At 47.2% G+C, this 24,486-nt stretch carries 21 protein-coding genes; 17 read left to right on the top strand and 4 right to left on the bottom strand.

What is annotated here, in order from left to right; genetic code table 11:
- Positions 1-414 (top strand): dihydrofolate reductase family protein (locus tag IQ270_RS16340; RefSeq protein WP_193974216.1); only part of this gene is annotated, 414 nt, incomplete at its 5' end.
- 154 nt (positions 415-568) lie between these two features.
- Positions 569-1,741, top strand: coding sequence for a GNAT family N-acetyltransferase (locus IQ270_RS16335; protein ID WP_193974215.1), 1,173 nt, complete (start codon positions 569-571; stop codon positions 1,739-1,741).
- A gap of 275 nt (positions 1,742-2,016) precedes the next feature.
- Here IQ270_RS16335 and IQ270_RS16330 read toward each other — a convergent pair whose 3' ends face one another.
- Together IQ270_RS16330 and IQ270_RS16325 are read right to left on the bottom strand one after the other, a co-directional pair.
- Positions 2,017-2,574 (bottom strand): hypothetical protein, encoded by a 558-nt coding sequence (locus IQ270_RS16330; protein ID WP_193974218.1) that lies wholly within the window; start codon positions 2,572-2,574, stop codon positions 2,017-2,019.
- A gap of 192 nt (positions 2,575-2,766) precedes the next feature.
- Positions 2,767-4,131, bottom strand: a complete 1,365-nt coding sequence (locus tag IQ270_RS16325; protein WP_193974214.1) for a cell wall metabolism sensor histidine kinase WalK — start codon at positions 4,129-4,131, stop codon at positions 2,767-2,769.
- Positions 4,132-4,134: 3 nt separating this feature from the next.
- On the opposite strand from IQ270_RS16325, the gene IQ270_RS16320 reads away from it, so the two are divergent.
- The 9 genes from IQ270_RS16320 (at position 4,135) to IQ270_RS16280 (ending at position 13,968) form a co-directional block, all read left to right on the top strand.
- On the top strand, positions 4,135-4,326 hold the full coding sequence (locus tag IQ270_RS16320; protein WP_193974213.1) for a hypothetical protein: 192 nt from the start codon (positions 4,135-4,137) through the stop codon (positions 4,324-4,326).
- A 382-nt stretch (positions 4,327-4,708) separates the two neighbouring features.
- Positions 4,709-5,554: a M48 family metalloprotease gene (locus IQ270_RS16315; protein ID WP_193974212.1), complete on the top strand. Its 846-nt coding sequence runs from the start codon at positions 4,709-4,711 to the stop codon at positions 5,552-5,554.
- Positions 5,555-5,835: 281 nt separating this feature from the next.
- Positions 5,836-6,030, top strand: coding sequence for a hypothetical protein (locus IQ270_RS16310; RefSeq protein ID WP_193974211.1), 195 nt, complete (start codon positions 5,836-5,838; stop codon positions 6,028-6,030).
- A gap of 123 nt (positions 6,031-6,153) precedes the next feature.
- Positions 6,154-6,396 (top strand): DUF2281 domain-containing protein, encoded by a 243-nt coding sequence (locus IQ270_RS16305; RefSeq protein WP_193974210.1) that lies wholly within the window; start codon positions 6,154-6,156, stop codon positions 6,394-6,396.
- A complete protein-coding gene (locus tag IQ270_RS16300) occupies positions 6,396-6,854 on the top strand; it encodes a type II toxin-antitoxin system VapC family toxin (RefSeq protein ID WP_193974209.1) in 459 nt (152 codons plus the stop codon). Before IQ270_RS16305 ends, IQ270_RS16300 begins: the two co-directional genes overlap by 1 nt.
- Before the next feature lie 315 nt (positions 6,855-7,169).
- Positions 7,170-9,038: an ATP-dependent zinc metalloprotease FtsH4 gene (gene ftsH4 / locus IQ270_RS16295; RefSeq protein WP_193974208.1), complete on the top strand. Its 1,869-nt coding sequence runs from the start codon at positions 7,170-7,172 to the stop codon at positions 9,036-9,038.
- Between the two features lie 871 nt (positions 9,039-9,909).
- On the top strand, positions 9,910-11,187 hold the full coding sequence (ahcY, locus tag IQ270_RS16290) for an adenosylhomocysteinase (protein ID WP_193974207.1): 1,278 nt from the start codon (positions 9,910-9,912) through the stop codon (positions 11,185-11,187).
- Positions 11,188-11,335: 148 nt separating this feature from the next.
- Positions 11,336-11,950 carry a DedA family protein gene (locus tag IQ270_RS16285; protein ID WP_193974206.1) on the top strand — a complete coding sequence of 205 codons (615 nt, stop codon included), beginning with the start codon at positions 11,336-11,338 and terminating at the stop codon, positions 11,948-11,950.
- 593 nt (positions 11,951-12,543) lie between these two features.
- On the top strand, positions 12,544-13,968 hold the full coding sequence (locus tag IQ270_RS16280) for an NADP-dependent isocitrate dehydrogenase (protein WP_193974205.1): 1,425 nt from the start codon (positions 12,544-12,546) through the stop codon (positions 13,966-13,968).
- 299 nt (positions 13,969-14,267) lie between these two features.
- On the opposite strand, the gene IQ270_RS16275 is transcribed toward IQ270_RS16280, so the two are convergent.
- Positions 14,268-14,414 (bottom strand): hypothetical protein, encoded by a 147-nt coding sequence (locus IQ270_RS16275; protein WP_193974204.1) that lies wholly within the window; start codon positions 14,412-14,414, stop codon positions 14,268-14,270.
- A 186-nt stretch (positions 14,415-14,600) separates the two neighbouring features.
- Between IQ270_RS16275 and hemE the strand changes: the two genes are divergently transcribed.
- From hemE to IQ270_RS16255, 4 genes are all read left to right on the top strand, one after another.
- Complete coding sequence (gene hemE, locus IQ270_RS16270; protein WP_193974203.1) at positions 14,601-15,665, top strand: uroporphyrinogen decarboxylase; 1,065 nt, start codon at positions 14,601-14,603, stop codon at positions 15,663-15,665.
- Between the two features lie 328 nt (positions 15,666-15,993).
- Positions 15,994-16,959 carry an NAD(P)-dependent oxidoreductase gene (locus tag IQ270_RS16265; RefSeq protein ID WP_193974202.1) on the top strand — a complete coding sequence of 322 codons (966 nt, stop codon included), beginning with the start codon at positions 15,994-15,996 and terminating at the stop codon, positions 16,957-16,959.
- Between the two features lie 456 nt (positions 16,960-17,415).
- Positions 17,416-19,008 (top strand): B12-binding domain-containing radical SAM protein, encoded by a 1,593-nt coding sequence (locus IQ270_RS16260; protein WP_193974201.1) that lies wholly within the window; start codon positions 17,416-17,418, stop codon positions 19,006-19,008.
- Positions 19,009-19,463: 455 nt separating this feature from the next.
- Positions 19,464-20,360: a M48 family metalloprotease gene (locus IQ270_RS16255; RefSeq protein ID WP_193974217.1), complete on the top strand. Its 897-nt coding sequence runs from the start codon at positions 19,464-19,466 to the stop codon at positions 20,358-20,360.
- Positions 20,361-20,491: 131 nt separating this feature from the next.
- Here IQ270_RS16255 and murF read toward each other — a convergent pair whose 3' ends face one another.
- Complete coding sequence (gene murF, locus IQ270_RS16250; protein WP_193974200.1) at positions 20,492-21,877, bottom strand: UDP-N-acetylmuramoyl-tripeptide--D-alanyl-D-alanine ligase; 1,386 nt, start codon at positions 21,875-21,877, stop codon at positions 20,492-20,494.
- A gap of 856 nt (positions 21,878-22,733) precedes the next feature.
- Between murF and IQ270_RS16245 the strand changes: the two genes are divergently transcribed.
- Positions 22,734-24,014, top strand: coding sequence for a hypothetical protein (locus IQ270_RS16245; protein WP_193974199.1), 1,281 nt, complete (start codon positions 22,734-22,736; stop codon positions 24,012-24,014).
- Positions 24,015-24,302: 288 nt separating this feature from the next.
- Positions 24,303-24,486, top strand: a 184-nt coding sequence (locus tag IQ270_RS16240) for an RNA recognition motif domain-containing protein (protein ID WP_368670125.1), incomplete at its 3' end; no start/stop codon positions are given.

Below are 24,486 nucleotides of genomic sequence, written 5' to 3'. Positions count from 1 at the left end.
TCCTGCTTCCTTCTTCCTTCTTCCTTCTTCCTGCTTCCTTCTTCCTTCTTCCTTCTTCCTTCTTCCTTCGATGTTCGATGTTCGATGTTCGATCGCACGGTGTATGCTAAAACCGCCGCAGGTGGAGAGATTGATTGGATTGATGCGTTTCAACAGCTAGCAAGCTTGGGTATCAAACAGTTGGCGATTTTGGGCGGGGGGAAACTGGTAGCTTCTGTGCTGGCTGCGGGCTTGGTAGACGAATTTTGGTTGACGGTGTGCCCGTTAATTTTGGGCGGCGCGGATGCACCGACTCCTGTTGAGGGTAAGGGTTTTTTGGCGGATTTGGCTCCAAAATTGCAACTTTTGGCGGTGAAACAGGTGGGACAAGAGGTATTTTTGCATTATAAGGTCGATCGATCGTCGCAGGTATAACATCAAGGCCCAAGAAACCGGGTTTTTTGCTGAATCTGGTGGCTGCGATTGAAGATGTTGCCAAAAACCCGGTTTCTGACTACTCGCGATTCCCGGCGATCGAATAATTGTATTAACTTAAATAAAGTTCGATCGCTCTACGCACAAATTTCCTATGCTGGAACAGCCAAAAACTCAATATTCTGTAGCCTGGATTAGCAAAATAGCGGAAATCCCCCAAGCCTCGTGGGATGCCTTGGCGATGCCACTAAAAACTCCGTTTCTGGAATGGGATTGGCTCAACAATCTCGAAATCTCCGGTAGCGCGTCAGGTAAAACTGGTTGGCTGCCGCATCACTTGACTGTGTGGCGAGACAAACAGTTGATTGCTGCCGCGCCGCTTTATGTCAAAAGCCACAGCTACGGCGAGTTTGTGTTCGATAATCAGTGGGCGGATTTAGCCCAACGTTTGGGTGTTCAATATTATCCCAAATTGATGGGAATGACACCGTTTACTCCTGCTGAAGGCTATCGGTTTTTGATTGCTGAAGGCGAAGATGAAGATCAGTTAACTGATGTCATGGTAAGCGCGATTGACCATTTTTGCGATCGCCACAATATCTCTGGCTGCAATTTCCTGTATGTCGATCCAGAATGGCGACAGCGCATGGAAAACCGCGGTTTCAGCACTTGGCTGCACCACAGCTATATTTGGCAAAATCAAGGATATCAAAATTTTGACGGGTATTTAGGCGCGTTTAATGCCAACCAGCGCCGCAATATCAAACGCGAACGCAAGGCTGTTGATCAAGCTGGTTTGTTGGTAAAAACGCTGACGGGCGATGAAATTCCCCAACCGATGTTTGCTCAAATGTATGCTTTTTATGAGAATACTTGCGATAAATTTGGTTGGTGGGGCAGCAAGTATCTGACTAAGCGATTTTTTGAACAGTTGCACCACAATTATCGCGATCGAGTTTTGTTTGTAGCTGCTTACGACAAGGAAAATGACACAGTGCCGGTGGGTATGTCGTTTTGTTTGTATAAGGGCGATCGGCTGTACGGGCGTTATTGGGGCAGTTTGCAGGAAATTGACTGCTTGCACTTCGATGCTTGTTACTATACACCGATCGAATGGGCGATCAATCAAGGCATCCAAACCTTCGATCCTGGTGCGGGCGGGCGGCACAAAAAACGGCGCGGTTTTCCAGCGATGCCTAACTACAGTTTGCACAGATTTTACAACAATCGTCTGGCCCAAATTCTTAAGTCTTATATCGGTCAAATCAATGAAAGGGAACAGGAGGAAATTGATTTAATTAATCAGGGCTTGCCTTTTAATCAGTAGTCATTAGTCAGCAGTCATTAGTCAGCAGTCAGCGGGCATTTGAGCAGGGGTCATTGGTAATTGGTAATTGCCATCCAATAACTACAGTCCTGGACGCATTGAAACCCAAGAAACCGGGTTTTTTACCTAATTTGCGGGCTGCCACGAAAGACGATCGTAAAAAACCCGGTTTCTGACAGCGCTTGCGTAAGTCCTAAACTAATGACTAATGACTAATGACTAATGACTAATGACCAATGACCAATGACCAATGACCAATGACTAATGACTAATGACTAATTTAAAAATACCCTTCCATCCTCCTGAATTTCTAACGATTTAGTATCGGTGCCCAAGTCGGTTGTCGCCCCAAAACTGACTTGCAACATTCCCGGCATCGCGGTTGCTTGGGGCCGAACCAGCAGCAATCCGCCGTCTGGGCGCTGGTAGGTGAGGGTGATCGGTACTTTGAGGTTTTGGAGCAAAATTTCCGATTGTTCGCCCAGAGTGCGCGGTTGGGTCACGCCTAGGACTTGATAATTGATCGGAGCATTGGTGGTATTTACCAGTTTAATTACTACCATGCCTTCGGCAGGCGTAACTCGGGCAGCGGGCATCGGGAAGCGGGGAGGCGCGTCTGCGGGCGCGGCAGGCATTGCGTTGGGGCTGGGACTCTCGGCGGGCATCGGTTCGCTGACGGGCTTTTCAGTCGCGGGAGTGGGTTGGGAAACGGGTTTTCCTGTTTGGGGCGGGGGACCGCCTGCTTGGGAAATTGTCGCGAGACTGACGAGTAAACCGCCGCAGGTGGCTGCTAGCAAGCTGATTTTTTTGAACGGTAGATTGGGGCGAAACATAAATAACTCCTCACAAGTTCGATCGAGATTTTCTAACAAATAGCATGGTAATCTATGCCGGAATTGAATTTTAATAGTTGTGTTTGAGTGTGAGTTAGGAAGAATCAAGGTTTGAGGGGTAGATTTTTTTAACCGCAGAGGGCGCAGAGGGCGCAGAGAAGGGGAAGATGGGAAGATTGGAAGAGAGGATTTTTAGAGGCTGATTTCTGCTGATTTGTGGGCGGGGAGGGTGACGGTGACAGCGGTTCCCCGATCGACTTGGCTGTCTATCCGGATTTGGCCTCCGTGGTTTTCGACAATGGCTTTGGCGATGGCTAATCCCAAACCCGAACCGGCGCTGCTGCGGTGGGTGCGGGCGGGATCGGCGCGGTAGAATCGATCGAACAAATGCGGTAGCGCTTCGGGGGAAATACCGGTGCCGGTGTCTGTTACTTTAATTTGCAGTGCAGAATTGATCGCTGACGAGTTTCTTTTTTTTTTAGCTGCAACCTTCAATTCTACTTGAATTTCTCCGCCTGATGGCGTGTACTGCACGGCGTTGCTGACGAGATTGGTAAACAGTCGGGCTAGTTGATCCCAGTCGCCTGAGACTGTAAATTTATCTTCAGTATCGGGCGAATCGACTATTTCGAGGGAAAGAGACAGATTTTTAGCTGTGGCGGTAGTCTGTTGTTCTTCAATTACTTCGATCAACAAAGCATCGAGGGGAACATCAACCCACTGCTGCTGCACGATACCGCTGTCTTGTCTGGCTAAAAATAGCAAATCGTCAACCAACCGGCCCAAACGGCGCGTCAGGCGTTCGATAACCTGTAGCTGTTGGTGCTGTTGCGGTTCAATATCTGGTTCTGCCAAAGCTACTTGCACGTTAGTTTGAATAGTGGCGATCGGATTTCTCAGTTCGTGGGAAGCGTCGGCGGTAAACTGTTTGAGACGGCTGTAAGATTCCCGCACCGGTTCGATTGCTAATCCCGACAGCAGCCAGCCAACAGCCGCCACGCCAATTAGAGTTAAACCCGCACCCAAAATCAAATCGAAAATTAATTGTCGGATCGGTTTTGTCACTTCAAACCAAGGATGGCTGACTCGCAAGTACCCCAAAACTTGGCGGCCGATTTCCACTCGCTGCGTAACTTGTCTGAGGGAATAGTTTTGATCCGACTGCGACTTATTGTTAATTACCCAAACGGTTTCGCCGCTGCGGTTAGCGTTAATCGGAATATTTAGCGGTTCCGACAAAGTAGACCACAGCAATTCCCCCGTAGGACTGAACCATTCTAAATCAATGTGGTCATCTTCTACGGCATCGCTGCTGTCTCGAAAACTGGCTTGAATATTCACTTGCGACTTGGTTTTAGCTTTAGTAGCAGGAGAAGTTAATGGTTCAATAACAAGAGTTCGCTCTACTACTTCCACAACATGATTGAGAGTGTCGTCGATGCGATCGATTAAAGTATTGCGAACATAGAAAAAGAAACCCGTAGCAAATACCAGCAACAATACAGCAGTAACGGCAGTGTACCAAATAGCGAGGCGGCGGCGGGTAGCTTGGAACATATTGTGAAAAAAGAAGAGAATTGGTCATTGGGAATTGGGAATTGGGAATTGGTCATTGGGAATTGGTCATTGGGAATTGGGAATTGGGAATTGGGAATTGGGAATTGGTCATTGGGAATTGGGAATTGGTCATTGGTCATTGGTCATTGGGAATTGGTCATTGGGAATTGGGAGATAATCTTAAAGCATTTCTGAAGTAGGGTGCACGCTACTGTATAAATTTCCTCCTCAGCGAACACCCTGCACAAACTTTGTGGAACAGGTGTCTCAGGGCTGTTTCATTCTTTGTAGGGGCCGTGCCCCGTGCCGGCCCTTCGATGCCTGAAACGCCCGTTCGATAATTGGTGGCGGGGGTAGGCACGCGGACACTACCCCTACAAAAACCTCGTTTTTGGGAACATGAAACCGCCCTGCGTCTCGCCTGTTCTTATTCCCAAAAACGGTTAGTTTAAAAAAGCCTGCTTCGCAAATCATCCCCAAAAAATTCAAATAACTTTGCATTATTAATACTTCAGACAGATGTATATGGAGCTGTCAGTATGGCATCGTACTGGCTAAACTTTTTAGGTAAAGGCCTGTGAACAAATTTTTATTCCGCGCGGCGATCGGGCTGTTAATGGCATTTTTTGGAGCCATCAGTTATTTTACCAGCAGTGTAGAAAATCCCGTAACTGGAGAGAAACAGCGGGTGCAGCTTTCTCCGCGCCAAGAGGTAGTTTTGGGATTGCAGGCGCGAGACAAAATGGCGGCTCAATACGGGGGACTTTATCCCGGCCAAACAATTCAGCAGTATGTCGATCGAGTCGGAGAAAAAGTTGTCAACGGTTCGGAGGCGAAAAAAGCGGGTTATCCGTTTCAATTCCACCTGCTGCGCGACCCCCAAACTGTCAATGCTTTTGCTCTCCCCGGAGGACAAGTTTTCATTACCGCCGGACTCCTGCGGCGGCTGAATTCCGAGGCTCAGTTGGCTGCTGTACTGGGACATGAAGCCGGTCACGTTGTCGGGCGCCACGCTGCGGAACACTTGGCAAAACAGCAGTTGGGAAGAGCTTTGGTAACGGCGGTTGGGGTGGCCGCTAGCGACGAGCGCGGTGGTGGCCAGCAGGCTGCATTAATTGCTCAAGCTGTCAATCAAGTTGTTAGTTTGCGCTACGGTAGATCGGATGAACTTGAGAGCGATCGGCTCGGTTTTCGGTTTATGACGGAAGCCGGTTACGATCCTAGAGGTATTGTTGAGGTGATGAAAATTCTCGGTGCTGCTAGGAAAGGTGAAGCAGCGCCGGAATTTTTGAGCTCTCACCCGAATCCTGAAAACCGAGTTCAAAAGTTGCAAGCTTTAATCGCCCAAAATTTCCCTAACGGCATTCCAGCTAATTTGATGTCGGGACGCGAAGAGTTTGCGAGGAATGTCTCGGGCGGTTAGCGAAAAGTAAATCTATTTGGGGCGATAGGCAATACTCGCATTGCTCTGGGGCGCGTTAAGTTTCTGAAGTATGCGATCGAGGGATTCCGGGAGGAGATCGGGGATTTCTAAGATCAAATGCTCGAAACGCTTGACAAGGCCAAAGAGAAACTTTAAAATTATAAACAAATCAAAAATAAAATAACTAAATCCACGCCGGGACGCCAATTCGTCCCGGTTTTTTGGTTTTTGTACGGTTATTTAGCGTTGCCACAAATGCACACCTAAATAGCGATCTCGCTATGGAAAAAAAACGAAATAAGGAGATTATGATGCCTAAGAAATGGATCGAAGTAATTGGATTTGCACTGGTTGGCGTTGGGACTTTGTGCGCTCCAACATCAGGCTGGTTACCATTTCTGATCGCGCTGTTATTTAAAATTATTCTGACAGCGTTGCCGCAAGATGAGCCGAATAAAACCGACAAAACCGCGTAAACGCGATCGCCAGTAATCCTATAGAGGAGGATCGATCGCAGAGCGATCGATCTTTATTTTTTCCGATCGGCGATCGCCTAAAATAAAAGAACGAGCCTCCCTAAACAAGAACCCCAAACCATAATGACCATTAAAGAACAACTCCTCCAAGCCATCGAAGCTTTGCCCAGCACAAGGCTTGCTGAAGCGCTCACCTTCGTGAATTTTCTCTCCACCAAACCTTCTATCACATCTGCTAAATCCCTCCTCGCTCACCTCAAGACGATCGGCACTTGGTCAGGCGACGACTTCCAAGAATGTCTAGAAATCGCCGAAAACTCACGCGGCGAAGCCGAATTTAACTACAGCCCCAATCCTTTTGAATAATGTTTCTCCTCGACACCAACCACTGTAGCTATGCTCTCGTAGGCAACACTCAAATACTAGATATTCTTGCAAACCTTGGGGATGAGTCGATCGCCACCTGTACCATTGTCAAAGGTGAACTGATTGATATGGCGGCGCGTTCGCAGCAGCGACAGGCGAATCTTGCCCTAGTTCAACGTTTTCTGCTTGGACTATACATCTACCTGATCGACGAAACCACTGCCGCAATTTACGGCAACCTCAAAGCCACAGTTTTCGATCGCTACGCCCCAAAAGACAAAGCCCAACGCCGTAGAACCAACATGAGGCAATTGGGAATCGGCGAAAATGACCTGTGGATTGCCGTCGTTGCAATCCAGCATCAACTTACTCTTGTGACAGCAGATCGAGACTTCCAACGCATTCAAGCAGTTCAGCCCTTCGACTTGGAATCGTGGATCTTAACATCTCCTTCTTGAAGGATGAACGCGAGCGATTCATCACGGATCGATCTCGATTTCCTACGGGATAGCTACGATGTTTTTCCCGATTAAATTCTCATTAGTAATAACCACAAAATCACTATCAACCAACTAAGCACTAACAACTATAACTCTATTCTCTTCTTCTCTTCCTTTGTGTCTTCGCGCCTTCGCGGTTCGTTTTTAATCCTAAATCACTGCTGCCCGGTTAACCGACCGATCGAGTGAGGAAATCCGCCAGGACACTGCGTACTTATTTAATGACAAAATAAATGAATTAAACTAACTAAAATTCAAGGATGATAGTTTTCAATGGCTATTAAAGACCAGCCCCAACTACCTCGTTTTAGGCAAATTAGCAATATTTTGTTATTGCTCTCAAGTTTGTTTCTACTGGCAAACATCTTTTTGCCCAATTTGTTCGGGGAGCAAATTCCGCGAGTTCCTTACAGCTTGTTCGTGCATCAAGTCCAAGAACAAGATGTAGTTCGAGCTTCGGTAGGTCAGAATGAAATTCGCTACCAACTCAAAGGCGAAAGCGATAAACCCGGTCAAGTGCTGTCAACTACGCCGATTTTTGACTTGGATCTGCCTAAACTTTTACAAGAGAAAGGTGTTGAATTTGCGGCAACTCCTCCTTCTAAAAATGGCTGGATCGGCAGTGTTTTGAGCTGGGTGATTCCGCCGCTGATTTTTGTGGCGATTTTTCAATTTTTCATGAACCGGGGCGGTGGTGGACCGCAGGGTGCGCTGTCGATCGGCAAAAGTAAAGCTAAGGTCTATGTCGAAGGTGAATCGGCGAAAATTACTTTTGCTGATGTGGCTGGAGTAGAGGAAGCTAAAACTGAATTGGTAGAGGTTGTTGAGTTCCTGAAAACTCCCGATCGCTTTACGGCAATTGGGGCGCGAATTCCGAAGGGGGTGCTGTTAGTCGGGCCTCCGGGAACTGGCAAAACGCTGTTGGCAAAAGCTGTGGCTGGTGAAGCGGGCGTGCCGTTTTTTAGCATCTCTGGTTCGGAGTTTGTGGAACTGTTTGTTGGTGTTGGTTCTGCAAGGGTTAGAGATTTATTCGAGCAGGCTAAAAAGCAAGCACCTTGTATTATTTTCATAGATGAGTTGGATGCGATCGGCAAATCTCGCAGCAGTAACGGTATGTACGGCGGGAATGACGAACGGGAACAAACTCTCAATCAATTATTAACTGAAATGGATGGTTTTGCTGCTGGCAATACTACGGTAATTGTGCTGGCTGCAACTAACCGCCCGGAAAGTTTGGATGCTGCTTTGTTGCGCCCGGGCCGTTTCGATCGCCAAGTTTTGGTCGATCGCCCGGATTTATCTGGCCGCGAAGCAATTTTGAACATTCACTCTCAAACGGTGAAGTTGGGCCCGGATATCGACTTGAAGGCGATCGCCGCTCGCACCCCCGGTTTTTCGGGCGCAGATTTGGCAAATTTGGTCAATGAAGCTGCCTTGCTAGCTGCCCGCAACAAGCGCCTAACTGTGGCACAGGAAGACTTTTTTGAGGCCTTTGAGCGCGTTGTAGCTGGCTTGGAAAAGAAGAGCCGGGTGCTCAATGAAAAAGAGAAAAAGATTGTCGCTTACCACGAAGTCGGGCACGCGATGGTTGGCGCTGTGATGACTGGCGGCGGCGAAGTGTCAAAAATTTCGATCGTCCCCCGCGGTATGGCTGCACTGGGTTACACGTTGCAGGTACCGACTGAAGATCGTTTCTTGTTGGATGAGTCGGAATTGCGCGGTCAGATTGCTACACTGTTGGGAGGGCGATCGGCTGAAGAAGTCGTCTTCGGCAGCATCACTACCGGCGCTTCCAACGACTTGCAAAAGGCCACAGATTTAGCCGAGAGAATGGTGACAACTTACGGGATGAGCAAGGTTTTGGGGCCTCTGGCTTACGATCGCGGTCAACAAGCAATGTTCCTCAATGACGGTATGGGAAATGCCCGCCGCGCGGTGAGTGCCCAAACTGCTGAGGCGATCGACCAAGAAGTCAAAGAAATTGTCGAAACTGCACACCAGCACGCTTTGGATATTCTCAAAGCCAATCGGGAATTGTTGGAAACAATTACGCAGCAACTGTTGGAAACTGAAGTAGTTGAAGGCGACAAACTGCACAAATACCTCGCCCAAGTGGAACCTTTAGATAAAGCTCCGGCTTGAGTTTAAAAGGGTTTGCATGGAGCCCAGAAACCGGGTTTTTACGAGAATACTTTGCTGTGGCAGATTCGGAAAAAACCCGGTTTCTTTGTCGGAGTGGGTAACTCCTTTTAAATTAAACCGTTGTAGAGATAATTCAGTTTCAAATTTGCTCAGGATTTATCCCCATTTCTCGCAGTTTTTCTGATAGGCGATCGGCTTTTTGCTGTGCTTGTTCCATTTGTCTTGATAACTCCACATAAGTAGGTAGGTACGTGACTAATTTGCCTAATCAGGAGAATTAGCATACACTAATGAATAAATTGGAGAAATTTATCGAAGACGATGCCAGATTGAATTGCTGTGGAATTTATTAGAAATGCATTTAAATTTGGCTCGTTTAATTACTAAAATACCAAGGTGATTAAGAGCCAAATTTTTGCTTGTTTAATTTGTTATTTGTTGCTTTAGTTGGTTGAAGTTCGCGATTATATTGGGAATCAACTGTTAGATTAGTTACGATACTTGCCAGCTTTTATGTGTGAAAAAATAGCTATATTCACTGATTCAAGAAAATTATTTTCAATTGCTGAAATCAGCAGTTTATAGGATTCATATGTCTATTTTCAGAATCCGATAAATAAGCGTTCAACACTTCTGCCCAGATCCATCTGTAGAGTAAATCTCTGATTATTCAATTATTTAATCTAAAATAAACTGACTCTGCTGTGCGGGTGAAGCCCGGATGCTGCGATCGCAAATTGGTCGATCGAACACAATCAAAATTTCAGATTAGCAGTGCCAGTCACGATCGAATAAAATCGCACCACTTGCCCGCCGATAGGTTGATCTGCTAAAACTAACAAAGTTTGATGCTTTCTCAGAAATAACATACATGGTAGCTACATCCGTCAAGATTAAACACGAAGTCAAGGACTTGTCCCTCGCCCCGTTGGGCAAGCAACGCATCGAGTGGGCTGGTCGGGAAATGCCCGTTTTGCGGCAAATTCAAGAACGCTTTGCTAAAGAAAAGCCTTTTGCTGGGATTCGCTTGGCTGCTTGCTGCCACGTAACCACAGAAACCGCTCATTTGGCGATCGCCATCAAACTCGGCGGTGGCGACGCCGTACTGATCGCCAGCAACCCCTTGAGCACCCAAGATGACGTAGCCGCTTGCTTAGTTGAAGACTACGGCATTTCCGTCTTCGCCCTCAAAGGAGAAGACGCAGCTACCTACGAACGCCACGTTAACATAGCCCTCGACCACCGCCCCAATATCATCATCGACGACGGCAGCGACGTGGTAGCAGCCCTGATCCAGCACCGCCCCAACCAAATTTCCGACTTGATCGGCACCACCGAAGAAACCACCACCGGCATCGTGCGCCTGCGCGCTATGTTGAAAGATGGCGTGCTGACTTTCCCCGCGATGAACGTCAACGACGCTGACACCAAGCACTTCTTTGACAACCGCTACGGCACCGGTCAATCTACCCTAGACGGCATTATCCGCGCTACCAACATCTTGTTAGCCGGTAAAAATATTGTAGTTGCCGGTTACGGCTGGTGCGGCAAAGGGACGGCACTGCGGGCCCGCGGCATGGGCGCTAACGTAATTGTCACCGAAATCGATCCGATTCGGGCGATCGAAGCAGTGATGGACGGTTTCCGCGTCATGCCAATGGACGAAGCCGCAAAAGTCGGAGATATCTTCATCACCGTTACGGGCAACAAACACGTCATTCGTGCCGAACATTTCGACACCATGAAAGACGGCGCAATGGTTTGCAATTCCGGTCACTTTGACATTGAAATCGACCTCAAATCCCTCGGCGCAAAAAGCACCGGCGTGAAAACAGTCCGCTCTTTCACCCAAGAATACCGCCTCAACAATGGCAAGTCGATTATTGTGTTGGGCGAAGGCCGTTTGATCAACTTGGCAGCAGCCGAAGGACACCCCAGCGCCGTCATGGATATGAGCTTCGCTAACCAAGCTTTAGCCACTGAATATCTAGTCAAAAACAAAGGCAAACTAGAGCCTGGTATTCATTCAATTCCTGTGGAAGTGGACAAAGAAATTGCCCGTCTCAAATTGGAAGCAATGGGCATTCACATTGATACATTGACAGCCGAGCAAATTGAGTACACCAACTCTTGGACTTCGGGAACTTAATCATAGTATGCTCGTTCCCGGTTTCTACCTGGGAACGAGCAATGACAACAGTCAACAGTCAGTAGGGGCGGTGCCAAGACTGCCCGCCCTCTTAGTAGTCAACAGTCAACAGACTAATAACTTCTTCTTACCAAATTATTAAATCAAAATGGTTGAATGGATAACTAACACAATGCAGTCGATGGGCTATCTGGGAATAGGCCTTTTGATGTTTTTGGAAAACCTTTTCCCCCCCATCCCCTCAGAATTGATTATGCCCCTGGCAGGATTCACCGCATCCAAGGGCGATATGCAGTTGGCGCCGGCGATCGCAGCAGGGACGATCGGGACCGTTCTGGGAGCACTTCCCTGGTACTATGCGGGTAAATTATTGAGCGAAGAACGCTTGAGAAATTTAGCCGACAAATACGGCAAGTGGATAACTGTATCGGGCGCTGATATTGACAAATCAAATAGATGGTTTAACAGACACGGCAACAAAGCCGTGTTTTTGTGTCGCCTAGTACCGGGAGTTCGTACCCTGATTTCGCTACCGGCTGGCATCAACAATATGCCTTTAATCCCATTTTTACTTTATTCAACAGGCGGCACAATTTTGTGGGTAAGCTTCCTGACTTTTGCCGGATATAAACTGGGTGCAAATTACGACCTTGTAGATGAATATCTCGGCCCGGTTTCTAAGATAGTTGCTGTGACTATTGTCATTGCTTTTATTTTGTGGCTTGTCAAGAAGAATATGCAGAAGGAAAAATATCGAAAATAAAGGCTGAAGCAAGAAAAATGGCAGAAGGCAGAAGGAAAAAGCACTAAGAAAATATTCTTATATTTCTGGAAAGAACAACGTCCAAATTTTATTGGTGCTTGCCAAATCCTCAAAACAATCTGCTTTTACACTGTATTCCAGGTTGATCAAGTACAATCCCCAAACCGGGTTTGTTTACAGTTTTAGATTTGTCTACTGATGGGCTATAGAGAAACAAGGTTACGAGCGTACTTCACCTAACCTACATGGAATATGGTGTATCTGCGAGTACAATCAATCACCCTTGTGAGTTGCTTCAACAATATCCCGAACACTAGGCAAGAAAAATAGATGGGAATACTTCAGAGAAAATTCTGCTATTTTTGCTACTTTATTAAGTTTACTTGAAAATTTGCGATCGCCAGCTCGTGACAGCGATCGCTTCTTCTTTCTTTTCACCCGCTCGCGAAGCCGTTATAACCTTCTTCCTGATGACGTAGTACGGAAAGCTCGGAGGCGACAGCACTGATGACTAATGACTAATGACTAATGACTAATGACTTCTGGTATAATCGTGGCAAAATAGGGAACATTGCTATCCGCACTGTTAATATATGTACGAAAAGATTGTAGCCCCGACAACTGGTTCTAAAATTACATTCAAAGACGGTTTGCCGATCGTCCCCAACGATCCGATCGTTCCCTTCATCCGTGGCGACGGCACCGGCGTAGACTTGTGGCCGGCATCCCAAAAAGTCATGGATGCTGCTGTAGAACAGGCCTACAGCGGCCAGCGCCAAATTAACTGGTTCAAGATTTACGTAGGCGACGAAGCTTGCGATGTCTACGGAACTTACCAGTATTTGCCCCAAGATTCCCTAGACGCCATCAAAGAATACGGCGTCGCCATCAAAGGGCCGCTGACAACCCCAATCGGTGGCGGAATTCGATCGCTAAACGTAGCTTTGCGGCAAATCTTTGACCTTTACGCCTGCGTGCGCCCCTGCAAATATTACGATGGAACCCCATCGCTGCACAAAACTCCCGAACTGCTAGACGTAATTATTTACCGGGAAAATACAGAAGATATTTACCTGGGAATTGAATGGAAACAAGGCAGCGAAATCGGCATCAAACTAATTGAATACCTCAACAATGAGTTAATTCCCGCAACACCAGAACACGGCAAAAAACAAATTCGTCTCGATTCTGGAATAGGAATTAAACCGATTAGCAAAAGCGGTTCTCAACGTTTAGTGCGGCGGGCAATGACCCACGCTTTGCGGTTGCCAAAAGACAAGCAGCAAGTAACATTGGTGCACAAAGGCAACATCATGAAATACACCGAAGGAGCTTTCCGAGATTGGGGCTACGAATTGGCCACCACCGAATTTCGCAACCAGTGCGTCACCGAAAGAGAATCTTGGATTCTCGGCAACAAAGAACACAATCCCGATATTAGTTTAGAAGACAATGCCCGCCAAATAGATCCGGGATACAATGCTTTGACTCCCGAAAAACAAGCCAAAATTCGCCAAGAAGTTGCCGACGTTCTGTTTGCAATTTGGGACAGTCACGGTAGCGGCCAGTGGCAAGAAAAAATCATGGTTAATGACAGAATTGCTGACAGTATTTTTCAGCAAATTCAAACCCGACCTGCCGAGTATTCAATTTTGGCAACCATGAATTTAAACGGAGATTATTTATCCGATGCGGCGGCGGCAATTGTCGGCGGATTGGGAATGGGCCCCGGCGCGAATATTGGCGATGAATGTGCAGTTTTTGAGGCAACTCACGGTACTGCACCGAAACACGCGGGTTTGGATAAAGTTAATCCAGGTTCGCTGATTTTGTCGGGGGTGATGATGTTAGAATATATGGGATGGCAGGAAGCGGCAGATTTGATTAAGAAGGGTTTGGGAGCGGCCATTTCTAATGGTGAAGTTACTTACGATTTGGCAAGGTTGATGGAGCCGCCTGTACCAGAACTTAAGTGTTCTGAGTTTGCGGATGCAATTATCAAGCATTTCGCTGATTGATTTCGATATCATCTCCGGTTAATTAAGCAGGAGCTTGTAGGGGCCCCTTCGCGCCTGATATCTAAACACAAATCAGCTCAATTCTGGTTGCACTGCTCCGGCATTGTTGACTGTTGACTGTTGACTGTTGACTGCGAGCCCGGGCCTAAAAGCATCGGTAATTGCTTTGAGATTTAAATTAACCAGTGAGAGCCTGGATGTGAATCCTCGCTTTACCCATTACTCATTACCTGTTTGGCCTGTTTGGCCTGTTTGGCCAATTCCTATGAACGTGCTTCGCAGTCAAAGATACACGGCATTTACACATTTGTGCGCGAAGAAACCGGGTTTTTTAGCGGATATGCCGGCTGCAACGCGCGTATTTTCGTCCATCTTTCCCCGGTTTCTTCCCCCCCGTCAGTCCGAATGCACGTATAGCGGTTCGATCGCGTCGTGAGGTATGCCATATACCGCCCGGTTTGCCCGGTTTGGTCGGTTTGGCAGATCCCGGATAGTACCTCATATAAGAGCACAGAAAGGCTATACATACATATATATGTACTGCGGACGGATGAATTTTTTGTCAAAAAGGACGATCGCACAGTGCTAAGCTACCAAAGGCATTGAAATATCTAAGGTAGAGAAAAGTTAAAATGTCAGCATTAAATGAAGTTCCCTTACTGTTGCGGGCAGCCCGCGGCGAAACCCTAGACCGCCCGCCTGTGTGGATGATGCGCCAAGCCGGCCGCTACATGAAGGCTTATCGAGATTTGCGAGAAAAATATCCCTCGTTTCGCGAACGTTCCGAAATTCCCGAAGTGGCGATCGAAGTTTCCCTTCAGCCATGGCGCGCGTTTCAACCCGACGGCGTAATTCTGTTTTCCGATATTGTCACACCCATGCCCGGTTTGGGCATCGAGATGGACATCGCCGAAGGCAAAGGCCCGATTATCGACGCACCCATCCGGACTCAAGAGCAAATCGACAACTTGCAACCGCTGAACCCGGAAGAAAGCTTGCCGTTTATCAAAACAATCCTCCAATCCCTGCGCGCGGAAGTCGGCAACAAATCCACCGTGCTCGGCTTTGTCGGCGCGCCCTGGACGCTGGCGGCCTATGCGGTTGAGGGCAAAGGTTCAAAATATTATGCCATCATCAAAAACATGGCATTTTCCGATCCAACTTTACTGCATCAGTTGCTGTCAAAATTCGCCGATGCGATCGCCGTTTACGTTCGCTATCAAATCGACTGCGGCGCGCAAGTAGTGCAAATGTTTGACTCTTGGGCCGGCCAACTGTCCCCGCAGGACTACGACACCTTCGCCTTACCTTACCAAAAACAGGTATTTGACCAAGTTAAAAAAACCCATCCCGACACCCCGCTAATTCTGTTAGTCAGCGGCAGTGCGGGCATCCTCGAACGGATGACAACCTCCGGCGCTGATATCGTCAGTGTCGATTGGACGGTTGATATGGCCGACGCGCGCCGGCGTTTGGGCCCGAACATGAAGGTTCAGGGAAATCTCGATCCCGGTGTGTTGTTTGGTTCTCAAGCGTTTATTCGCGATCGAATTCTTGATACAATTCGCAAAGCGGGCGATCGGGGACACATCCTCAATTTAGGACACGGCGTGTTACCGGGAACTCCCGAAGACAACGTGCGTTTCTTCTTTGAAACCGCAAAACAAGCCGACAAATTGCTCGCAGTTGCTGCTTAAATTTAATTCGATTGTAGAATCAGATCGAATTCCGGTTAATTGCACCTGATATTTGTAGGAAAACGGCAATGCCTATTAGTGTCAACTTAACGTCAAGCGTAGTCTCGATCTGCTGTTTGACGATTAGGCCTCGATCCCCCCTAGCCCCCCTTAATAAGGGGGGAACCCGAGCGCTCAAAGTCCCCCTTCTTAAGGGGGATGCGAGGGGGATCTAGACTTAGGTAAAAGCGAGATTTATCATGGGTTTCAAGCTTAAGTCACTAATGGGCAATGCCCTGCCCCTACCATCTAAAAATCCTCAAATTCTCCCCTCTTCCCCTCCGGCAAAATGAACCCCAAAAAAATTTTTGTGACGGGTGCAAGTGGCTGTATCGGTCACTACATGGCCGAAACTTTGATTCAAGAGACAAACCATGAACTTTACCTCTTAGTTCGCAACCCCGAAAAGCTAAAATTTGACTGGAAAGCCCGCCCCGGAATCCATATCATACAAGGCGATATGCGAGATATCGATCGCCATTCCGAACTACTGCAAACAATAGACGTAGCAATTTTAGCCGCCACAGCTTGGGGAGGAACCCAAGAAGTTTTTGATGTCAACGTCACCAAAACTCTCCACCTAATTCAACTACTTTCGCCCCAAAACTGCCAGCAAATAATTTACTTTTCAACAGCCAGCATACTCGGTAGAGACAACAACTTGCTCAAAGAAGCAGGCGAACTAGGAACAGATTATATTCGGTCGAAATACGATTGCATGATGCAATTATCCACCTTGACAAATGTGCCTCCAATTACCGCACTTTACCCAACATTAGTATTGGGAGGAGACGCAGAAAAACCTGTTTCTCACCTGTCATCCGGTTTGCCACTTGTTGCCAAATGGATAGGTTTAATTCGCTGGTTCAAGGCAGATGGAAGCTTTCACTTCATCCACGGTGCAGATATTGCCCAAGTAGTTAATTATTTAGTTGAACATTCGCCTGCTTCCGAGGAACCGCGACATTTTGTGCTAGGAAATCCGGCGATTACAGCTAACGAAGTGGTAGAACAAGCTTGCCAGTATTTGCATAAAAACATATTTTTTCGGATTACTCTGTCGCCTTGGTTGGCAGATTTCTTTATTTGGCTGTTCCGAATTCAGGTTGCAGCTTGGGACAGATTTTGCATCAGCTACCGCCATTTTACCTATCAAAATCTTGTGAATCCCGAAAGCATCGGAATGCCGAGTTACTGCGGCACAGTTGCGGATATGTTAAGAACTAGCGGGATTCCCGGCAAAAATGTAAAGTAGGCCATTAGTCATTAGTCCAACGTCATTAGTCCAACGTCATGTTTTGCTGTCGCCTCCGAGCTTTCCGTACAACGTCATCAGTCCGATGTCCGTCAAAAGAGGGAACGCCAATGTGTACCTTACCAGATATGTGTAGGGTGCGCCGAGGCGCATTTTACGAATAATGTAAGTTTTTCAAGTTCTTTTTTGTCTGAATCCGATGCTTTTTCAATGCGATTATCGTCAATTAAGGGTTAAATACGATAAGATATCAGCATTTGCTAACTTTAACAGGAAACTGCAACCTAAAAATTGCGCCCATTATTTTTGTGTTAGGGGGCGTGACCCCTCGCCAGATATTCAATTGAGTGCAAGATCGTAATTTTAGCCTTAACATTAAGTCTTGAGAGCCGATCGAACTCTCACGCCCCGCCAGCCCGATCGCAAGTTGTTTACTGATGTGAGGTTTAACATATAATGCGAGTTCTCCTAGTTTACCCGCTGTTTCCGAAAACATTTTGGTCTTACGAGAAAATCCTAGAATTAGTTGATCGTAAAGTGCTGCTGCCACCGCTGGGTTTGGTAACAGTAGCAGCTATTTTACCCCAACAATGGGAATTTAAGTTAGTCGATCGCAACATCAGACAAATTACCGAAGCAGAATGGGAGTGGGCCGAACTCGTCATTCTCTCAGCAATGATCGTGCAAAAAGAAGATTTGCTAGACATCATTCGCGAAGCAAAACGTCGCGGTAAATCCGTAGCTTGTGGCGGCCCTTACCCGACTTCTGTACCCGAAGAACCCCAAGCCGCGGGCATAGATTACCTGATTCTCGACGAAGGCGAAATCACCCTACCAATGTTCGTCGAAGCAATAGGGCGCGGCGAAAAAAGTGGAATGTATCGATCGGACGGCGTAAAACCAGATGTTACCACAACCCCAGTTCCCCGCTTCGACTTGCTGGAATTAGACGCCTACGATTCGATGTCAATTCAATTTTCCAGAGGTTGTCCATTCCAGTGCGAATTCTGCGACATCATCGTCCTCTACGGCCGCAAACCCCGCACCAAAGAACCCCAACAACTAATAGCAGAATTAGACTGCCTTTATAACTTAGGCTGGCGGCGCGGCGTGTTCATGGTAGACGACAACTTCATAGGCAACAAACGCAGCGTCAAACTATTGCTAAAAGACTTAGAAGTCTGGCAAATAGAACACAAATTCCCCTTTACTTTCAACACAGAAGCATCCATCGATTTAGCCCAAGACCAAGAATTGATGGAGATGATGGTGGCCTGCAATTTCAACGCAGTATTTCTCGGAATTGAAACTCCCGACGAAGAAAGCCTGCAAATGACCAAAAAATTCCAAAATACCCGAAATTCCCTAATCGAATCAGTAGAGTTAATCGCGAAAACAGGCTTGCGAGTAATGGCCGGATTCATCATCGGCTTCGACGGCGAAAAACCCGGCGCCGGTCAGCGGATTGTCCAGTTTGCCGAAGCAGCCGCCATTCCCAGCACAACCTTTGGAATGCTGCAAGCTTTGCCGCACACTGCATTGTCCCACCGACTAGCAAAAGAAGGGCGGTTGCGTGACAAATCTGGCAACCTCAACCAGACTACTTTGATGAACTTCATTCCGACGCGCCCTCTCGAAGATATCGCCCGCGAATATGTTGAGGCATTCTGCGAAGTGTACGATGCTGAAAAATATTTAGACCGGACTTATCGCCATTTCTTAATGTTAGGTGCACCGACAGCAAATATACCCGCTAGAGTTCCCAGTTTAATCGATTTGCGGGCACTGCTAACTGTGGTTTGGCGGCAAGGATTCAAGCGCCAAACTCGCTGGAAGTTCTGGCATCATTTGTTCAGCATTCTCAGACGCAATCCCGCAGTTTGGGACCATTATTTAACAGTGTGTGCTCACAACGAGCATTTTCTGGAATACCGTCAAATTGTCCGCGATGAAATTGAAGCTCAATTAGCAGAATTTTTGGCCAACGAGTCTCAAACAGTATATCAAGAACCTGTTGCTGTTGAGGAAAAGCAAGTGCAAGCGGCTTAGGGTTGGAGAATTCTACCGCAAATAAACGCAGGTAAACGCAGATGAAGGTAAGATTGTCTGCGTTTATTTTGTTGAATCCAGGACTCCCATATAAAGAAACCGGGTTTGTTGACAAAAACCTGCGCGCTTGGCTGCTAACGGTTGACAGTCAACATCATGTATGAGTGTTACCGGAAATGATATCATATCCTGCCGCCCGACCACTTCTTTTGATGACTGAGCAGGTAATATCAAATCCTGTCTTCATCGCAATAATAAAATCGAGTCAACCGTCAACCGTCAACAGTCAACCGTCAACAGTCAACATCACCTGACGGTGTAACCGGAAATGATCTAAAATACTACTATTGGCGGCAGCAGTTATTTCGGGAGATAGAGGCGCGATCGCCCGAAAATATGAAAATCTAATAAACAAGCTCAAAAATAAAAAAAATCGCGATCGCCCTCAACCCGCCATGCAAGGAACAAATCACATCAGGACAGCAGCTCTACTAGGGCTTCTCAGCGGTCTTCTCGTCTTGGGAAGCTATTATTTAATCGGTAACGAGCAAGGACTGTACATCGGCTTGGCCCTAGCCGCCTTCAGCAGTTTTAGCTCTTGGTACTACTCCGATACCGCCGCTTTGATGGCTTACCGCGCCCGCCCGATCGCCCGCAGCGAAGCTCCCGAAATCTACGATATCGTAGCATCGCTGAGCGCAAAAGCCGAAATTCCCGTACCCAAAATCTTTGTAGTTCCGACTCAATCTCCCAACGCATTCGCCACAGGAAGAGACCCGGAACACGCGACAATTGCAGTTACCGAAGGCATTATCAATCTGCTTTCCCGGGAAGAATTGGAAGGCGTATTAGCCCACGAACTAACGCACATTCGCAACCGCGACACTCTCACTCAAGCAGTAGCCGGGACGATCGCCGGTGCGATTACATTTGTGGGGCGAATTCTGACATTTGGAGCACTTTACGGCCCGGTGACGCGGGACAGCAGACAAGGCCCAAATCCATTTGGTTTGCTGTTTTTAATCATTTTAGCACCGCTATCAGCAACGCTAATTCAATTGGCGATTTCTCGGACGAGGGAATTTGCAGCCGACAGTGGTGCGGTGGAAATTACCAATAACCCGATCAGTTTAGCAAACGCCCTGCAAAAATTGGAAAAAATGAGCCGTGAAATTCCGATGCACGGGAATCCGGCGATGTCGCCGCTGCTAATTGTGAATCCTTTTTCCACTCAAGGTTTGCAATCACTTTTCCGCACTCACCCCTCTACCGAAGAGCGGATTCAGCGGCTTTTAGCGATCGCGCAGCAGCAGCAAAGTGCTCCTGTGATGGCCTACTTGAGCGGAATTTAAGCAGTTGAAAATGCAGCAACAATATTCACAAACCCGGTTGTTTGAAGCAGCCGGGTTTTTGTATGTTGATAATGATAACTGTGGTACGATGGAAAGCAGTATATAGCGGTTCTCAGTTAGCTGTGTTGGTTCTATTCTTCTCCCACCAAATCAGCTCTAACTTTCTCAACAACTCGATTCAACTCAACCGAATGAGAAGCCTTAAATAAAATCCGATCGCCCTTTTCAACAAACTCCACCAACCGCTTTGCTAAATCTTCCCGCCCCTTTTGGGCCGTAATATCTCCTACCTCCACAAAAGGCAAACCAGCCGCACCCGCCGCCATCGCCGCCGCTTCCTCAAAATCTGCAAACACAAACAAAGCATCAAGCTTCAAATCTCGCGCCGCCCTTCCCACTTGTCGGTGAAATTCGATCGCCCTGTCGCCCAATTCCTTCATCGTTCCCAACACCGCAATCCGGCGCTTTCCCGGAGTATCCGCCAACAGTTTCAAAGCCGCCAACATCGACTCCAAACCAGCATTGTAAGTCTCATCTAAAATTACAATATCATTCGGCAAATCGTAGCGACGCGCCCGTCCATCCGGTAACTCCACCGACAAACCTTGCTTTAAAACTTCCCAATCAATACCTAAAACTTTTGCTACCGCCAAAGCCGCCAAATAATTTACAGCATTGTGCCTTCCAGCCAAGGGTAGCGGCAATTCCACACCTTCTACAAGCATTGTATCATTATTCAGCAATTCCCCGCACAAATCACCGCCTTCCAATCCGTAACTTAAAGTTTTTCCCTGCCAAACTTTGGCCGCAGTTGCGATTAATCTGTCAGAATCGTGGTTGAGAATAGCAATACTTTCAGCAGGCATTTCTGCTAACAGTTCGCATTTAGCGATTGCGATCGCCTCTTCCGAACCCAATCGCCCGATATGAGCCGTTCCAGTGTTAGTAATTACCGCAACACTCGGACGCGCAATTTGTGATAGCAGCGCAATTTCTCCTAGCCCGCGCATTCCCATTTCAATTACAGCATAATTGTGGGTCGGTGAAAGCTCCAACAGAGTTTTGGGGACTCCAATTTCATTGTTGTAGTTATATTGAGTTTTCAGAACATTTCCGCTGGTTGATAAAACCGCTGAAATTAATTCTTTAGCAGTAGTTTTCCCTACTGAACCAGTAACAGCAATTATCGGTATACTGAATCGATCGCGCCACCAACGGGCGATCGCCTGGTAAGCTTTTAAAGTATCGTCAACCCGCAACAGCGGAAAATTAGGCAATTCCTCTTGCCAATCGCGATCGACCACCGCCGCAATCGCCCCCAAATCCCGGGCTTTAGCCACAAATTTATGCCCGTCAAAATTGTCTCCCCGCAGCGCCAAAAACACTTCGCCCCCATCAAGAGTGCGCGTATCTGTAGCAATAGCTGTCCCTACAACTGTCAAAATGCCCTCAGACACCACAGGCAAAGGTACAGTTAAAATTTCAGCAAGTCGGGCGATACTTACGCGACAGACCATATTAGCAGCACTCACATTTCAAATAATTATTTTCACAGCTAATCCTACCTCGCCCCTCCTCAAATTTAATTAACACCACTTTCACTCAAAGAATCCAACCGATGAAGCCGGGGTTCCCAACCCTGGTAGCCATCAGTCATTTCCATCCCCAATCGCCGATCGAACACAGTATGATATCATGTCTGGTCGATTGACCGCAATAAGTAAGGTTTTTACAGTTGGTAATCGATCGAACATGATATGACAGAGAGTGGCAGGCGAGGATTGTCAAAGTCAATCATTATACTAAATCGTCCGCCCAACCAGAAATCCGATCGAACTCACATCTTGCACCAACATCAATTACTTGTTTAGAAACAGGCCCGATGGGCCTGTTCCACAAGAGATCAATTTTATTGTGGAACAGGTCCATCGGGTCTGTTATTGAGAATAGTGCAACATCTCAGATCCAACCAACCCACATTTTTAGGAAGCATCTGGCCTTGACAAAAAGCATTGTTTTAACCCGCCAGCGATCCTCCCCGCTCGCTGGTAGATATATCCGCCAGCGAGATATTAAGCTCGCACTACAAATACCAAACTAAGATGTTCCCCATTTTTACCAATACTTTACAAAATTTATGGTACTTTTAGGCCTTGCTGATTGCCAGCAATTCATGTAATAGTGGTGTTGGTAAATAGTTTAGTTTAACTAAGCAAAAAATATCGATCGACTGTTGTCTGTGCTCACCGCTTCCACCCCTCGCGCCCCGTCCGGCAAGAAGCTAGGTAGAGTCAATTGTGGTGCTTCATCTGCCAATTCAACAAACCAATGGCGCTTAAAGCTCGTCTCAAATCCTCGGAGGGTTAATCAACAGTGAACGACTACAACAGAGAAAGCCACGAAGCAGAACAGTTACTTTACAACCACTGGCTAGAGTTAGTACAAGTAGAGCAGCCGGCCGAACTGATCGGCCGCTTTCGTACTTTGTTTATCCACGGCATCGGATATCCCGATCGCACCATCACCGACGCACTCGAAAAAATAGCAGCCTCAAAACACGCCCAACAAGAATTCAAGTACATCCTCAACCGCTGCTGCCACATCCCGATCAACCGCTGGCAAACATACCCCAGCAAGCAAGCAGCCATCCCCGAATTAATCGCTGTGTTTGAAGAAGCCCCAAAAATAGTCATTGGATACAGTCGATCGCGCGCAGTTCACTCCATCCCCCAATTAGTAAATCAATTTACCGAAAGCGAACAGTACCTAGCCCTCAAACGCTTAGCCAAAGTCATCAGCCACAGCAATGAAGACAGCAGCAACACCAAAACCCCCGCCACCCTACCCCTTGGAAGCTTAATTCCTCGATACCCTTACCTCTACAAACACTGCCTCCTCAGCCACGACAGCACCTACGAACAGCAGACAATCATTAAAAAAATCCAAGCCCAAAAGCAGCAGGAATTTGAAATCGACCTCTCGCAATACGTCGCTCACCAAGTGAGAAAAGCCCAAATAGCCAGGAGACAAACCTCACTTTCCTTCGGCAGGAATATACAGCATATAAAAAATCCGACCTTGTTGAGCGACCCGGAACTGTTCTTTGCCCTCAAGCAATTTGTCGGAAAAGTAGAAGGAGCCGATACCTACAGACAGCTAGCGGGGCGCTTCAGGGCGAACACCACCACAAACCAGTCCTACGGCTCCTTTAAAGACGACTTGTACGAATACCTGATTTCTTCCGTCACCGACGATCGCTACGGCAAATGTCAATTTAGCGAAAAATTGTATAACCTACTACAAAACACCTTTCCCCACAACGACGATCGCAAATTCAACGAATTTTTAATGCTCAGAACTTGCAGCCAACTATTGAACTTTTTAGTAGTAGAGAGTCCAGCGCGGCCCAACCACTTTGTCTTCATCGACCTGATCTCCAACCTCGGAGCCACCCAAACCACAGGTTTGCTGCTGAAAATCGTGCTAATTTGTAGCAAAGTCAAGCCCTATCTAGAAAAGCGGTTGGCAATTTTGTTCGGTCACTACGAACTTTGTACCCGAGAAGGCGTAGCGTGGTTAATCAAAGCCCTAGAAAACCTGAATCTAGCTTTGAGTACCAATTTTGGGAAGGTGGACGTATCTTTCGTGCGGTAGTCAGCCGGCCCAACAACAGTCTTGTCTGTGCTGCCACCTGACAAAGCATCACACCAAGGAACCGGGTTTCTAAATCGCTAAAAACTTCACGTTTAATTGTAACGACCTAATTCACTGCCCAAACCTATTCAAAAGACACTATTCTGTGTTAAAATCCCAAGTGTATCAGATTCGGTTGCAGGCTTTGTTCATTGCTACAGAATTGTCTAAAAACTTGCCCTTCTGTATCGGCAGGGAACTCTCCGAAACTGAAATCTTTGCACTGTCTAAATTTTGGAGTTATTCCTCATGTCGATATACGTCGGTAACTTATCCTACCAAGTTACCCAAGAAGACATCACCACCGTCTTCGCCGAATACGGAACCGTTAAGCGAGTACATCTACCTACCGACCGGGAAACCAGTCGCCCTCGCGGCTTCGGTTTTGTAGAAATGTCAACAGATGCAGAAGAAGATGCAGCGATTGCTGCTC

Origin of the sequence: Microcoleus sp. LEGE 07076 (genome assembly GCF_015207455.1) — a bacterium.
Taxonomy (GTDB): Bacteria; Cyanobacteriota; Cyanobacteriia; order Cyanobacteriales; family Microcoleaceae; genus Microcoleus.
The sequence above is the reverse complement of the archived record's forward strand: the minus strand, read 5'-3'. Positions and strand labels throughout refer to the sequence as shown.